The organism is Streptomyces sp. NBC_01006 (assembly GCF_045162725.1).
Classification (GTDB): Bacteria; Actinomycetota; Actinomycetes; order Streptomycetales; family Streptomycetaceae; genus Streptomyces.
This window is the reverse complement of the sequence record NZ_CP108700.1, coordinates 3,953,440-3,967,553: the sequence shown is the minus strand read 5'-3', so window position 1 is coordinate 3,967,553 and position 14,114 is coordinate 3,953,440. Positions and strand designations below refer to the sequence as shown.

Annotated in this window: 11 protein-coding genes and 1 tRNA gene; 8 read left to right on the top strand and 4 right to left on the bottom strand. The window is 74.9% G+C overall.

The window, feature by feature from the left end; translation table 11 throughout:
- Positions 1 to 29 precede the first annotated feature (29 nt).
- From OG509_RS18015 to OG509_RS17985, 7 genes are all read left to right on the top strand, one after another.
- Complete coding sequence (locus OG509_RS18015) at positions 30 to 806, top strand: 2OG-Fe dioxygenase family protein (protein WP_376089364.1); 777 nt, start codon at positions 30 to 32, stop codon at positions 804 to 806.
- Positions 806 to 1,303: a GNAT family N-acetyltransferase gene (locus OG509_RS18010; protein ID WP_406183527.1), complete on the top strand. Its 498-nt coding sequence runs from the start codon at positions 806 to 808 to the stop codon at positions 1,301 to 1,303. The genes OG509_RS18015 and OG509_RS18010 overlap by 1 nt, the downstream gene beginning before the upstream one ends.
- Positions 1,291 to 2,166 carry an AzlC family ABC transporter permease gene (locus OG509_RS18005; RefSeq protein WP_406183526.1) on the top strand — a complete coding sequence of 292 codons (876 nt, stop codon included), beginning with the start codon at positions 1,291 to 1,293 and terminating at the stop codon, positions 2,164 to 2,166. The genes OG509_RS18010 and OG509_RS18005 overlap by 13 nt, the downstream gene beginning before the upstream one ends.
- Complete coding sequence (locus OG509_RS18000) at positions 2,163 to 2,489, top strand: AzlD domain-containing protein (RefSeq protein WP_406183525.1); 327 nt, start codon at positions 2,163 to 2,165, stop codon at positions 2,487 to 2,489. Before OG509_RS18005 ends, OG509_RS18000 begins: the two co-directional genes overlap by 4 nt.
- A 121-nt stretch (positions 2,490 to 2,610) precedes the next feature.
- A tRNA-Met gene (locus tag OG509_RS17995) sits at positions 2,611 to 2,684 on the top strand.
- A 159-nt stretch (positions 2,685 to 2,843) separates the two neighbouring features.
- Complete coding sequence (locus tag OG509_RS17990; protein ID WP_406183524.1) at positions 2,844 to 4,061, top strand: PP2C family protein-serine/threonine phosphatase; 1,218 nt, start codon at positions 2,844 to 2,846, stop codon at positions 4,059 to 4,061.
- Between the two features lie 293 nt (positions 4,062 to 4,354).
- Positions 4,355 to 5,380, top strand: a complete 1,026-nt coding sequence (locus OG509_RS17985) for a M23 family metallopeptidase (RefSeq protein ID WP_406183523.1) — start codon at positions 4,355 to 4,357, stop codon at positions 5,378 to 5,380.
- Here the strand turns inward: OG509_RS17985 and OG509_RS17980 are convergent.
- The 4 genes from OG509_RS17980 to OG509_RS17965 all read right to left on the bottom strand — a co-directional run bounded on the left by OG509_RS17980 (position 5,289) and on the right by OG509_RS17965 (position 10,730).
- The gene (locus OG509_RS17980) at positions 5,289 to 6,620 is read right to left on the bottom strand and encodes a PrsW family intramembrane metalloprotease (protein WP_406183522.1); all 1,332 of its coding nucleotides are present in this window, start codon (positions 6,618 to 6,620) and stop codon (positions 5,289 to 5,291) included. The genes OG509_RS17985 and OG509_RS17980 overlap by 92 nt on opposite strands.
- 52 nt (positions 6,621 to 6,672) lie before the next feature.
- The gene (trmB, locus tag OG509_RS17975) at positions 6,673 to 7,461 is read right to left on the bottom strand and encodes a tRNA (guanosine(46)-N7)-methyltransferase TrmB (protein WP_406187617.1); all 789 of its coding nucleotides are present in this window, start codon (positions 7,459 to 7,461) and stop codon (positions 6,673 to 6,675) included.
- Positions 7,462 to 7,656: 195 nt separating this feature from the next.
- Complete coding sequence (lhgO, locus tag OG509_RS17970; protein WP_406187616.1) at positions 7,657 to 8,910, bottom strand: L-2-hydroxyglutarate oxidase; 1,254 nt, start codon at positions 8,908 to 8,910, stop codon at positions 7,657 to 7,659.
- 140 nt (positions 8,911 to 9,050) lie between these two features.
- Complete coding sequence (locus tag OG509_RS17965) at positions 9,051 to 10,730, bottom strand: sporulation protein (RefSeq protein WP_406183521.1); 1,680 nt, start codon at positions 10,728 to 10,730, stop codon at positions 9,051 to 9,053.
- 750 nt (positions 10,731 to 11,480) lie between these two features.
- Between OG509_RS17965 and OG509_RS17960 the strand changes: the two genes are divergently transcribed.
- Positions 11,481 to 13,679, top strand: coding sequence for an asparagine synthase-related protein (locus OG509_RS17960; RefSeq protein WP_406183520.1), 2,199 nt, complete (start codon positions 11,481 to 11,483; stop codon positions 13,677 to 13,679).
- The last annotated feature ends 435 nt before the right edge of the window (positions 13,680 to 14,114 follow it).

The window sequence follows — 14,114 nt, the reverse complement described above, 5'->3', positions numbered from 1 at the left end:
TCCACCGCCTCCAGAGAGAGAACACCGTCGTGACCACCGTCGCCCACAAGCCCGCCCCCGACACCATCACCTCCGTCGGCCCCGACCTCCGCGACACCCTGCGCGAACAGCGCTACGCCCTCGTGTCGGCCGCCGACCTGACCCTGTCCCCCGAGCTCGCCGCCGCCTTCGACGGCCTCCAGGCCTCCTGGGGCCGGCTCACCCCCGACACCCACTTCGGCGGCGGCGACCGCGCCGTCCGCACCCGCCGCTACAGCGACTTCACGTACGTGCCCGCCACCGGCGAGCTCGCCCCGCTCGACCACGTCGCGTACTACCAGAGCGAGGCGATGAACGCCTTCGTCGGCGGCATCGAGCGCCACTTCGGCGACGTCGAGGAGGCCACGTACCGCAACCCGCTCTTCCAGGCCCTGGTCCGCTACGACTTCGACAACCTGCCGATCGAGGACGAGTACCGCGACCGAGCCTGGGTCTGCCAGATCCACCAGATCCGCATCGAGATCAACCCGGGCAAGTACAACGAGCTGGTCCCGGAGGGCATCCACTCCGACGGCTACCCCTGGGCCGGCCTGCACCTCATCTCCCGCGTCGACGTGGAGGGCGGCCACAGCACCGTCTTCACCTGGGACGAGGAGCCGCTCGCCAAGGGCACCTTCCTCACCCCGCTCGACTCGCTGATCTTCGAGGACCGGGCCATGAAGCACCACGTCACCGGCCTCAGCGCGGCCGAGGACAAGGGCGGCTACCGCGACGTCCTCGCGATCTCCTTCTCCCTGCCCGGCTCCCCGTACGAGACGCTGGTCTGATGAGCGCCGCAGCTCTGGCGCTCGACGAGCCGCACGTACTGGTCGGGCCGTACGGGTCCGATGCTCCTGCCGCCGCACCGGCCGTCTCCGAGCCCATGACGGCGGCCGACATCCCGCAGGTGATCGAGCTGCTGCGGGCCGCGCCGCAGGCCGCGTACTGCGAATGGGAGGACGAGCGGCTGCTCTCCGGGCACCTCGCCCACTCCTGCGACCTCTGCCGGGTGATCCGCACCCCCTCGGGCCGGGTCGTCGCGGCGCTGCTCGCCGGCTCGTTCGGCGTACGGGGAAGCATCAGCCACGCCGTGGTCGACCCAGGCCACCGCAGGCTGGGGCTGGCCCGGGTGCTGGCGGTCGACACTCTCGCGGCCTTCCGCCGCCGCGGGGTCAACCGGATCTTCCTCGCCGTCCTCGACGGGAACGAGGCCGCGACCGCCCTCTGGACGGGTGTGGGCTTCCGCCCGGCCCTGGGAGAGAGGACCTTCGAGTGCGATCTGTAGCGACCGACCCCCCGGCCCCGGCGCACCACGCCGCGGCCGGGGCCGCCGGGGCGGGGGCCGTCCGACCGGCCGCCCCCGCCCCGGCCGGGCCGGCCGGCGCGCCCCGGGCGCCCCACACACCCCGGGGAGCCTGGGCCGCGGGCTTCGGGCAGGCCGTCCCCGTGATGCTCGGATACGTGCCGGTGGCCTTCGCGTTCGGCGTGCTGGGCCACACCGCGGGCCTGCCCTGGTGGGCGATGGTCGCCATGTCGGCCTTCGTGTACGGAGGTTCCTCGCAGTTCGCGGCCCTCCAGCTGCTGGCCGTCGGAGCCGCCCCGTACGCCATCGTCCTGACCACCTTCGTGGTCAACCTGCGCCATCTGCTGCTGTCCGCCGCGATCGCGCCCCGGCTCGCCGGGTGGCGCCGACGCGAGCAGGCGCTCTTCGCGTACGAGCTCACCGACGAGGCCTTCGCGGTGCACTCCGCCCAGTACGCGGACCGCGCGGAGCGCCCCAAGGCGGAGGTCTTCACCTTCAACACCGCCGTGCACGCCTCCTGGGTGGCGGGCACGCTCGCGGGCGTGCTGGCCGGGGACCTGGTCACCGACGTGGAGGCGCTGGGCCTGGACTACGCCCTGCCCGCCATGTTCATGGCCCTGCTGGCGGCCGGGATCATCGCCGACCGGCGCGGGCTCGCCGTCGCCGCCGTCGCGGGCGCCGGCGCGGTGGGCCTGACCCTGCTCGGCCTCCAGTACTGGGCCGTGCTCGTCGCGGCGGCCGTCGCGGCCACCTTCGGCCTGGCCATCGCACCCCGCGAGGGACACACGGACGCCGCGGCCGACGGCCCGGACCATCGCGAAGAGGAAGGAGCACCGGGCCGATGAGCGACCTCGCGCTCGCCCTGACCATCGCCGGCATGGCGGCCGTCACCTTCGGCCCCCGCCTGGTGCCCACCCTCTTCCTCGCCGCGGCCGCCCTGCCCCGGCCCGTCGTGGTCTGGCTGCGGCAGGTGCCGCCCGCGGTGATCGCGACCCTGCTCGCCCCGTCCCTGTTCGCACCTTCCGGCACGCTGGACCTCGGCCCCGGCAACTACGGCCTCTGGCTGGCCGTGCCGACCCTGCTGCTGGCCTGGCGCACCCGGAACTTCTACCTCACCATCGCCTTCGGCATCGGGTCCCTGGCCCTGCTCCGCCTGGCCACGGGCTGATGCCAGCCGTCTTTCCAGCCTTCCATACCGCTCTGACCTGCGGATATGTAGGTCCTGAGGGTGGCGGGAAGGTTAATTGGCGTAGCCCCTCCCCGCGATGACGTAGAGTTGTGTTTACCGACGCGGGGTGGAGCAGCTCGGTAGCTCGCTGGGCTCATAACCCAGAGGTCGCAGGTTCAAATCCTGTCCCCGCTACTCAGTACGAAGGCCCGGTTCCCTTGGGAACCGGGCCTTCGTCGTTCTCGCCCGTCCTGCCGCCCTCGTCCCCGTCCTGCTGCCCTCTTCCCCGCCCTCACCCGATCGGCCCCGGCCGGGTCGCCGTCGGGTCCCCGCTGCCGCCAGCCTTGAGGGGCGATGCGGCGGCGGCCCGCACCCGCGCGAGGGACCGGGCAGGAGAGCAGCGTGTTGGGGCTGGGGCGGCAGCAAGGCGGCGACGAGGACCCGGGCGGCACCGGCAGCGGTGCGGCCCGCAAGGTGGTCCGCGCGCTCCCGGCCGTGCTGATCGCGGTCGGACTGGCCTTCGACCTGCTGACCCCGCCCAGCTACACCGGGTCCCCCTTCTTCTCCGCGGCCCCGCTGATCGCCGCTCCGGTGTCCTCCCTCCGGGGCACGGTCCTCACCGGCGTACTGGCCTCGCTCGCGGTGGTCCTGCTGCACCTCCTCAACGGCACCACCTGGAAGGTCGAGGCGCTGACCGAGCTGGTCACCGTGATCACCGTCGCCGGGCTCGCGATTCTGATCAACCGGGTCGTGCGACGCAGCGGTGAGCGGCTCGCCTCGGCGCGCGGGATCGCCGAGGCCGCCCAGCGCGCCGTCCTGCCGAAGCCCGCGGAGCGCATCGCCGGCCTGCACGTCTGCGCCCGGTACGAGGCCGCGCAGGCCGACGCCTTCATCGGCGGGGACCTGTACGCCGTCCAGGACACCCCCTACGGAGTGCGGCTGGCGGTGGGAGACGTACGGGGCAAGGGGCTGGGGGCGGTGGAGGCCGTGGCGGTGGTCCTCGGGGCCTTCCGGGAGGCGGCGGAGACGGAGCCCACGCTGGAGGGACTGGCCCAGCGGCTGGAGCGGGCGCTGGCCCGCGAGGGCACCCGGCGCGACGGCCTGGACTCGGTGGAGGGGTTCACGACCTGCGTGCTCGGCGAGATCCCGACGGGCGCGCAGGTGCTGAGGCTGGTCAACCGCGGCCATCCCGAGCCGCTGCTGCTGCACGCCGACGGGCGTCTGGCGGTCCTCGCCCCGGCGGAGCCCGCGCTCCCGCTCGGCATGGGGGAGCTGGCCGAGGGTCGGCCGGACCGGACCGAGGAGTGGCCGTTCCCCGCCGGGACCACTCTGCTCCTCTACACGGACGGGCTGACCGAGGCCCGCGACGCGGCGGGGGCCTTCTACGACCCGGCGGCCCGGCTGACCGGCCGCGTCTTCCCCGGACCGGGCGAGCTGCTCGGTGCGCTCAGCAGCGATGTGCGCCGGCACACGGGCGGCGGGGCGACGGACGACATGGCGCTGCTCGCGGTGGGCCGGCCGGGGGCGGGCGAGCCGGAGCGGAGACGTACCGTTCCCGTGGTCGCTCCGTGACGGTGCGTAATGGAAAAGGTGTGCCCTGAAAGGTTTATGACGGCCCGTCAAGGTGCTGGCCTGGCTGGAGAGATGTGGATCTTGCTTGATTTTTGCCCGAGTTGATCCATATAGGCGGCTTTAGTCATGGCCAAGGCTGCGCTGAGGGTGGCTGATTAGTGCCACCGATCCATCGCAACAGCTTGGAATCACTCCCCTCCGTATATTACCGTTCGATAACGCAGCGCGGTCGTCCCAGCCGTCGCAAGAGACGGCGCCGTGCGCGTGCGTGTCCCCCTGAGGAGTGTGGCCCGGTGGCCTCCAACTCGCCTGCCCCCGAAGGCATAGAGCTCCAGGAAGAGCCCACCGCGGGCGCCTGGGGTGAGTGGAACCCCACCGAGGACTCGGCCCGCCCGCCCCGCGGCAAGCACCGGGTCGCCAAGCAGCGCGGGGGACTTGCCCGCAGCTCCACCGTGCTCGGCGTCGGTGTGATCGCGGCCGTCGGCGCCGGCGGGATCGCCACCGCGCAGGACCGGCCCCAAGTCGCCATCTCGATGCCCTCGTTGCCCGACTTCGGCATGGGCGGCGGCGGGGGCGACGGGCACCGGCACGCGGAGGCCGAAGGCCCCGCGGCGGGCACCGGGGCCTCCGCGAAGTCGACCGGCATCATCGCGCAGCAGGCGGCTCAGCACACCGACGCAGGCACCACCCTGGTGGGCCGCATCCTCCAGCAGGCCGAGTCCCAGGAGAGCGCCGCCGAGGCCCAGATCCGGGCGCAGGCCGAGCGGGAGGCGCAGGAGGCCGCCGCGGCGGAGGCAAAGGCAAAGCGGGAGGCCGCCCAGAAGGAGGTGGAGGACGCCCGCCTGGCCGCCGAGAAGGCGGCGAAGGAGGCCAAGGAGGCCGCCGACGCCAAGGCCGAGCAGGAGCGGACCGCCAAGCTCGCCGGCAGCTACTCCCTCCCGACCTCCGCCTACACCCTCACCTCGCACTACGGCGACGCCGGTTCCATGTGGTCCTCCGGCCACCACACCGGGCTCGACTTCGCCGCCCCGACGGGCACCCCCGTCAAGGCCGTCGGAACCGGGAAGATCACCTCGGCGGGCTGGTCCGGGGCGTACGGATACCGGATCGTGCTGGAGCTGGAGGACGGTACGGAGATCTGGTACTGCCACCTGTCCTCGATGTCGGTGACCTCCGGCTCGGTCGCCGCGGGCGACACCATCGGCCGCGTCGGCGCCACCGGCAACGTCACCGGACCCCATCTCCACCTGGAAGTACGCACGGGCGGCTCGACGATCGACCCCCTGGCGTGGCTGGAGTCCAAGGGCCTGAGCGTCTAGCGGGCGGTACGAAGACCCGCTCCAGGGGTTCCAGGGGCGCGAGGGGGACCGGGCGGGGCGGAAGGAGATCCTCCAGGACCGCGGCCCGGGCCAGCGCGGGCCCCGCCGTCGCCTTGCGCAGCCACAGCCGGCGCAGCAACTCCCGCTCCCGGCAGGCGAAATCGGGCACCCCCGCAGGTCCCCCGTGCCGGGCCCGGTGCCGCAGCAGGGCCAGCGCGGCCGCGTCCGCCTCGTACAGGGCGACGGCCCGGCCCGCCGCCCGGCCCCCGGTGGACCGGGCCAGTGCCCGGGCCAGCGACCGGGCCGGCATCGACACCAGGGCCGGCACCTCGGCCGGGCGCAGCCAGCCCGCGGCCGCGTACACCGCCAGCTCCCCGGCCACGGCCCGCAGCCGGCGCCGCCTTATCCGCACGGCCAGCCACACCAGCAGCCCGAACACCGGGACCATCACGCAGCCGTAGACCACGTAGAACCCGTACTCCCCGAACCGCGACGAGCTGTTCCACAGCGCGTGCAGGCCCATCGCGGCCAGCAGCCCGAGCAGCGGCAGCCCGATCCGGCGCACCCGGCCCGCGGCGAGCGCGGCCGCGCCGAAGCCGAGCCCGGTGAGCACCGTGAACAGCGGGTGCGCGAACGGCGAGACCACGATCCGTACGAAGAAGGTCGCGGCCGTCACCGAGTCCAGGGCGGCGGCGCCGCTCTCCACGTCCTCGCCGAACGCGTTGCCGAGGTAGAGGACGTTCTCGGTGCACGCGAAGCCGGTGGCGGTGAACCCGGCCACCACGAACCCGTCGGCGGGGCCGGTGAACTGGCGTCTTCGGAACACGAACACCAGCAGCAGGGCCACCGCCTTGGCGCTCTCCTCGACCACCGGGGCGATCGCCACCGAGCCGAGCCGGTCGGCGGCCGAGGCATCGGCGGTGGCCGCCGTTATCCACTCGGTGGCGAAGTTGTTGGCCAGTATCGCGATCAGGGCCGCGGTGCAGGCGCCCCAGCCGAAGCAGGACAGCAACTGCGCCCAGGGGCGGGGCGCGGCCCGGCCGAGCCACCGGAAGGCCGCCAGGAGTGGCGGCACCGGCAGCACGGCCAGCCCGAGGCCGACGAAGAACCCCGCGGTACCGGTCTGCTCCCGCACGAGTTCGAGGATCGCCGGCCCCGACAGCGACAGCACGGCGAGCACGCACGCACGGACACCGCGGACAGCGCGGACGCCGCGGACAGCAGGGAGCGCTCGGAACACACGATGACTCTAGCGAGCCGCTCTGACACGCGGAGTGACGTGTCCGGTTTCTCTACTCGTTCGGGGAAACGTTGCCCCGGCGGGCGAAGAGCAGATCGTGCACGACGTGCCCCTTGTCGAGGCCCTGTCCCTCGAACCGGGTGAGCGGCCGGAAATCGGGCCGCGGCGCGTAGCCGCCGTCCGCCTGGGTGTTCTCGAACTCCGGGTGCGCGGTGAGCACTTCGAGCATCTGCTCGGCGTACGGCTCCCAGTCGGTCGCGCAGTGCAGTACGGCCCCGGGGGCCAGGCGGGTCGCGGCCAGGTCGAGGAACTCGGGCTGGATCAGCCGCCGCTTGTGGTGGCGGGCCTTGGGCCACGGGTCCGGGAAGTACACGCGCAGGCCGGCGAGGGAGTCGGGCGCCAGCATCTCGCGGAGCAGGATGATGGCGTCGCCGTTGGCGACGCGGACGTTGTCGAGCCCGCCCCGCTCGGCGAGCGCGAGCAGGTTCCCCTGGCCGGGGGTGTGCACGTCGGCGGCGAGGATCCCGGTCGCGGGGTCGGCGGCGGCCATCTGCGCGGTGGCCTCGCCCATCCCGAAGCCGATCTCCAGGACGACGGGCAGCCCGCGCCCGCCGAACAGCTGGTCGAGATCGATGACGGAGTGTCCGTCGATGTCGAGACCCCACGTCCCCCAGAGCCGCTTCAGGGCCTCGCCCTGCCCGGTGGTGACCCGGCTGCGCCGCGGCTGGAAGCTCCGGATCCGCCGCTCGTGGTGCGAACCGGCCGGATCGGGGGCGGGGCCGTCGGGAAACCGCGGCTCGGTCCGCCACTTCGGGGGCACGTAGGAATTCGCCTCCGGCACGGTCTCCGGGGCGCTGGGCTGGGGGGTGAGGGACTCAGACACAATGCCCAGATTCTACGGCCCCGGCCCCGGACCGGCCGCGCCGGCGTGTGCGGCGCGGGGTCGGGGGCGGGGCCTGCGCGGGGGGCCGGGGCGGAGCCGGGAGCGGGGTCCGGAGCGGAGCCCGGAGGCAGCGGTCCGGCGGACTGCGCCGCCCTACGACGTGCGGAGCGACGACAAGGCCCGGCGGGCGATTTCGCGGCCGATCGGGAGCGAAGCCGTCGCGGCCGGCGACGGCGCGTTCAGGACGTGCACCGTGCGCGGGCCCTCCTTGATCAGGAAGTCGTCCACCAGCGTCCCGTCCCGCAGCACGGCCTGCGCCCGCACCCCGGGCCCGGCCGGGGCCAGGTCCGCCGCCGAGACCGCCGGCAGGAGCCGCCGTACCGCCTCCGTGAACGCCTGCTTCGACACCGAGCGGCGGATCTCGCCGACCCCGTACCGCCAGTGCCGCCGGGCCATCCGCCAGGATCCCGGCCAGGCCAGCTCGTCCGCGAGGTCCCGCGGCCGGACCACGCCCCACCCGTACCCCTCGCGCGCCAGCGCCGGCACCGCGTTCGGCCCGACGTGGACCCCGCCGCCGATCCCGCGCGTCAGGTGCACGCCGAGGAAGGGGAACGCCGGGTCCGGGACCGGGTAGACCAGCCCCCGGACCAGCGAAGGCCGCGCCAGGTCGTAGTACTCCCCGCGGAACGGCACGATCCGCATGCCCGGGTCGTCGCCGGCCAGCCGGGCGACCCTGTCGCACTGCAGGCCCGCGCAGTTCACCAGGACGCGCGAGCGGACCACCAGCCCGGACGTGGTGCGGACCGCCACCCCCGACGCGCGCCGCGAGATCAGGTCCACCGCCCCGCCGTAGACGATCTCCGCGCCCGAGGACTCCGCGAGCTGCCGCGCCACCTGCCCGTAGTCCACGATCCCGGTGGTGCCGACATGGATCGCGGCCAGGCCCTGCACCTCCGGCTCGTACTCCGAGATCTGCGCCGGGCCCAGCTCGCGCACCGGGATGCCGTTCTCCCGGCCCCGCTGCACCAGCGCGTGCAGCCGCGGCAGCTCGTCACGCCCGGTGGCGACGATCAGCTTCCCGGTGACCTCGTGGGCGATCCCGTGCTCCGCGCAGAACTTCACCATCTCGGCGGCCCCGCGCACCGCGAAGCGCGCCTTGAGCGATCCCGGCCGGTAGTAGATCCCGCTGTGGATCACCCCGCTGTTGCGGCCCGTCTGGTGCCGGGCGGGGCCGGACTCCTTCTCCAGCACCACCACCCGCGTCCCCGGAGCCAGCTGCGCCAGGGCGTGCGCCGTCGACAGGCCGACGATGCCACCGCCGATCACCAGCACATCGCAGTCGACCCTGCCCGCGCTGCCCGCGCTGCCCGCGCTGCCCGCGCTGCCCACGCTGCCCACGCTGCCCATGCCGCCGCCCAAGCCGCCACCTCCCACCCCTGCATACTGCACCCCGCCACTGACAATGCGGCCACGCGGGTCTCCGCCTGCGACGCCGGCGGCTCTCTGCCCGAGCCGTCGGCAGCCCTACGCCCGTGCCACCGACTGCTCTACGCCTGCGCCACCAGCAGCGGCCGTGCCCGCTCCCGCAGCTCCGCCACGCGCGGCTCGTCCCCGTACGGTTCGAGCCGGTGCAGCAGGTCCCGTACGTACTCGGTCGTCCGCGCCGAGGAGATCCGGCCCGCGACCTCCACCGCCCGGGTGCCGGCCGCGCACGCCGCGTCCAGGTTGCCCGACTCCAGCTCCGCCACCGCGCTCACCACCAGCCGCAGCCCGTGCGAGCGCACGTACTCCTCCGTCGGGCGCGACAGCGCCTGCTCGGTGAAGCGCCGTACCTGCCGCGGCAGCTTGAGGTCCCGGTAGCATTCCGCCGCATCCGCCGCGAACCGGTCGTACGAGTAGAAACCCAGCCAGGTCGGATCCGGGTCGCCCTCGCGCGCCCGTTCCAGCCAGCCCTCCGCCGCCCGCAGCGCCGCCCCGGCGGCCGCCGAATCGCCCGCCTTCGCGTGCGCCCGCGCCTCGACGAGCCGGAAGAAGCTCATGGTGCGCGCCGTGGCCAGGCCGCGGTTGCGCTCCACGGCCGCCTGCGCCAGGTCCACGCCCTCGTCCGGGAAGTCCCGGTACGTCGCCTGGAGCGACATGGAAGCCAGTACGTACCCGCCCAGCGGTACGTCGGCGGCCGCGCGGGCCAGGCGCAGCGCCTGGATGTAGTAGCGCTGGGCCGCCTCCTGCTGGCCGGTGTCGAAGGCCATCCACCCGGCCAGCCGGGTCAGTTCGGCGGTCGCGCCGAACAGCGCGCGGCCCACGTCGTCGCTGTACGAGCCGAGCAGCAGGGGCGCCGCGTCGACGCGCAGGCATTCCGGGACCATCGACGAACGCCAGTCCCCTCCGCCGTACTTGGAGTCCCAGCGGCGCGCGTCCTCGGCCGCCTCGCGCAGCTTGGTCACGTCGCTGTGGCCCACGCGCTGCGGCGCCGGGTCGTACAGCCCCACGGCCGCGGCGGGCGCGGAGGCGGGTACTGCCGCCGGTACGGCCGCCTGCCCGGGCGGGGCGTGCGGCGTTTCACCCGAAGACTGCGCGGGCAAACCCGTTGACGAAGAAGACGGCGAAGACGAAGAAGACGGCGAAGACGAAGAAGACGGCGAAGACGAAGAGGAAGGCGACGAGGACATCGGCGAGGGCGACGCCGTGCCCGCCGCCGCCGGCTCGCGCGGCGCCACGGTCTCGCGGGGCGGGGCCGCGGGCTCGCGCGCCACCGAACCGTCCGCCGGAGATATCAGCCAGCGCGAGGCGGGCGTCGCGTACGCGGACACCGCGAAGGAGCCGGCCAGCGACTGCCAGATCCCGCCACCGCCGCCGGCACCGCCCCTGCGGCCCGCGAGGTCCAGCCGGTACAGATCGGTGGCCGAGCGCACCGCCTCGCCCACGTCCCGCGGGAAGGCCAGGCCGACCTCGGGCGCGGGGTCCGCGTCCGCCAGCCCGATCTCGTGCAGCGGCACCGGCCGCCCCAGCTTCGCGCCGATGGCGGCGGCGATCAGATGCGGGGCCGCGCCCTGCGGCACCATCCCCTTCGACACCCACCGGGCCACCGACGTCTTGTCGTAACGAAGCGTCAGGCCGCGCTGTGCGCCGAGGTCGTTGACCCGCCGGGCCAGCCCGGCGTTGCTGATGCCGGCGAGGGCGAGGACGGCGCCGAGCTTCTCATTGGGCTCGCGGAGCTCCCTGGACATGCGCCACCCCTCGTCACACGCGGAACGCACACAACGCATACGCCGCCGGGGCATAGTTGCCCGGCATTTCGTAAACCCAGCGTAGTTCCCCGCCTCCCAAGCGTTAAGGCCCCGACTTCCGTATGGCGGGATTGTTGTCCGCCCGCACAGTCGGGGCGGGGCCCGCGCCGCGGGCGCACGCCCCCTCCCGTGCTCCGTGCGTGTGGCCGTGCGCCCGCCCGTGCGCTCTGGCCGGTCAGCGGGCCCGGCGATTCGATGTGCCCTGCGTGGGTCGGCCCGCTGCGTGGATCCGGCGGGCCGGGGGATGCCGCCGCCTCAATCCCCGCGGGTGGCGGAACGGTCCGGGGGGCGATTCCCGCCTCCCGGACCGCGCCCGCGGGCCGGCGCGGCCGGGCGCCCCAAGGGCGTGCGGCGGCGCCACGTGCGGGCTCGGTGCGCCCGCAGTGTGCTCGTGGTGCGGCCGCGGTGCGGCCGCGGTGCGGTCGAGGTGCCGTCGCGGTGCGGCCTCGGCGTGGCCTCAGTACGGCCGAAGAATGGCCGAAACCGACCTATGGGGCGGTGGGAACGGAACGCCAAATACCGCGTGTCCGCGGCGTGTTCGTTTGCATGTGCGCCCTCATGGATCACTCTCGCACGCCTGTCTCGTGGCAGCATGGACCCCGAGCCACCCGGGGTCCCGTCGGCCGCGCCCTCAGCGCTGACCACGACGTTCCCGCCCCGGTCATTTGCCCACAGGCTGGGGAGGCGGCGGTGCGCTGGTTGGTCGGCTGGAGCAGTATCGCCGCGAGCTTCGGCACGGCCGGCCGCGTCTTTGGCCAGGGCGGATCCGGCCCCGCCGGCTCCTACGGCCCCGGCGGTCCCGGCGGCCCTGTGAGCGGCGGCCTCGCGGACGCCGACGCCGCCCACCCGGACGACCCCGCCGCCGAACGCACCGTCGTCCCGGTCGGCGCCCAACTGCTCTGGGGAGACCCCGACCCCCTCTGGGCCGTCGGCGACTGGCGCCCCGACGAGATCCGCACCCTCGCCGCCGACCCCGCCGACCCCTTCACCCGGCTCGCCGTCCTCGGCTGCTGCGGCGCCACCGACACCGAACTGCGCAGCGCGCTCCTCGCCGCCCGCGGCGGAGCCCTGCGCCACCTGACCCAGTGGTCCGGCAGCTACACCGCCGTAGTCCAGACCGGCCGCCGCATCACGGTCGTCGGCGACCTCGCGGGCGCCCGGCCCGTCTTCTACACCCCCTGGGCGGGCGGGACGGCGTACGCCACCGCCGCGCTGCCGCTCGCCGACCTCATCGAGGCGCAGCTCGACATCGGCCACCTCGCGGCCCTGCTGGCCTGCCCCGACAGCCCGGAGGCACTGGGCGACGGCACACCGTACGTCGGCGTGCGGCGCATCCCGCCCGGACACGCGCTGATCCTGCGCGAGGGCTCGCGCGAGATCACCGGGTACGAGCCGGTGGCCTCCCTCGCGGTGGCGGCGCCCACGGCCGACCCCGAGCACGCGGTGGAGGGCGTACGCGAAGCATTGGTGGATGCCGTGCGCGCCCGGCTCACGGCTCCGCGGCATGCCCCCGACACGCCGCCCCACGACCCCGGCCCGGTGCCCGGAATGGGCCCCGCCGACCGGCGCGCGGCCCGGGGCGCACCCGCGCCCGCGCCCGGCGTGGGCGCCGACCTCTCCGGAGGCAGCGCTTCCGCGACACTCGCGCTGCTCGCCGCCGGCCTGCCCGGGGCGCCCGGCACGGTGACGAGGCAGTCCGGCGGCCGGCTGCTGGCCGTCACCTTCAACGACCTGGCCACCCCCCAGGGCCGCGAGGCCGAACTCGAACGCGCCCGGGCCATCGCCGCCAACCCCCGGCTGCACCACGTCGTCGTGGCCGCCGCCGAGGAGGCCCTCCCGTACGCCGACCTCGACGGCCCCCTCACCGACGAACCCGGCCCCTCCCTGGTCACCGCCGCCCGCGAGCGGCGCCGGCTGGCGGCCGGCTCGGCGGACCACTTCGTCGGACACGGCGCCCGCCAGGTCCTCGACGCGCACCCGGCCCGGCTCGCCGACCTCCTGATGGACCGCCGCAGACGCCACCTGCTGCGCCCGGTCGCCGCGCTGGCCCGCTCGGCGCCGGGCGACTCGGCCCTGTCCCTGCTGGTCCCGTTCTCCGTCTACTCGGCGGCCCGCCGCCTCGCCCGTACGCCGTACCGCGCGGGCATGGAGGCGGCGGCGGTCCGGCTGCGCGAAGGGGCCGTCGAGGGCGGCGCGTCGAACCCGGTGGACGCCTCGCTGGCGGCCCTGACCTGGTCCCGCCCGGGCCCGGCGGCGGGCTGGCTGACGGGGGAAGCGCTGGCGGAAGTATCGATCCGTCTGGCAACCGCCGCAGGCCGCCCGCCCCTCTCCCTGCGCCCCGGCGAGGCCCGGGCCCGCGCCGCGCTGACCCGGCACGCGGCGGACCACCGGGTCTTCGAACAGGCCGTGGAGGTCCGCAGCCAGCGCCTGCACGCCCCGTTCCTGGACAACCAGGTCGTACGGGCGGCCCGCGCCCTCCCGGAATCCCTGCGGGTCCAGCCCGGCGCCCGGGCGGCGATCCTGCGCACCGTCCTCTCCTCGGCGGGCGTACGCGAACTCCCGCCGGGCTGGGGCGCCCCGACCCACACCCCGAACGAAACGGCGACCCGAGTGGGCCTGAGGGCGGCGCTGCCCTCGCTGCTGTCCCTCTTCACCGCCCCGCTCCTGGCGGACGCGGGCCTGATCGAGGCCCGGGTGGTCCAACAGGCCCTGCTGGACGCGGCGGAGGGCCACCCGGTCCCCCTGGACGGCCTGGCGGAACTCGTCTCGATGGAACTGTGGCTGGGCCGCCTCCTGTCCCGCCGAGGCACGTGCTGGACGGGCACGTCCACCCCCCGCCGCAGAGCGGTCCCCCAAGGAGTCCCCACCCCCCGCCCCGCCCTGTCCTGACCCACCGGCGCGTGTCCGGCACCTGCCCACCGCCAACCCGCGATCGGGCCCCCGCCAACAGCGGCGCGGCACCCCCAAGCCCCGGCGGATCCGGCACCCCGGCCGCACATCTATCCCCTGAACGGCCCCACGGGCGAGGGCACATGGCACCCCTTTGGGACGTGAGGCCCGGGGCGGTGCCCCACCATCGCAGCGGCACCCGCTCCCGGCCGGGGCCCGGCCGCCACCCCGCAGCGGCGTACCAGGCGCTCGCCTGCCCACCGCCAGTCCGCTGGTCCAAGCCCCGTCGCCGTCTGAGGCGCGGGGGCCTGCCCGCGGCAGCGGCGCGGCACCCACCTACCGGCGCCCGTCGCGCCAGCGCCGCTGGTGACTCCGGTGCTGAGTCCCAGGCGCGGCGCGGCACCCGCCCACCGGCAGTCCCGCCGGCGCCTGAGG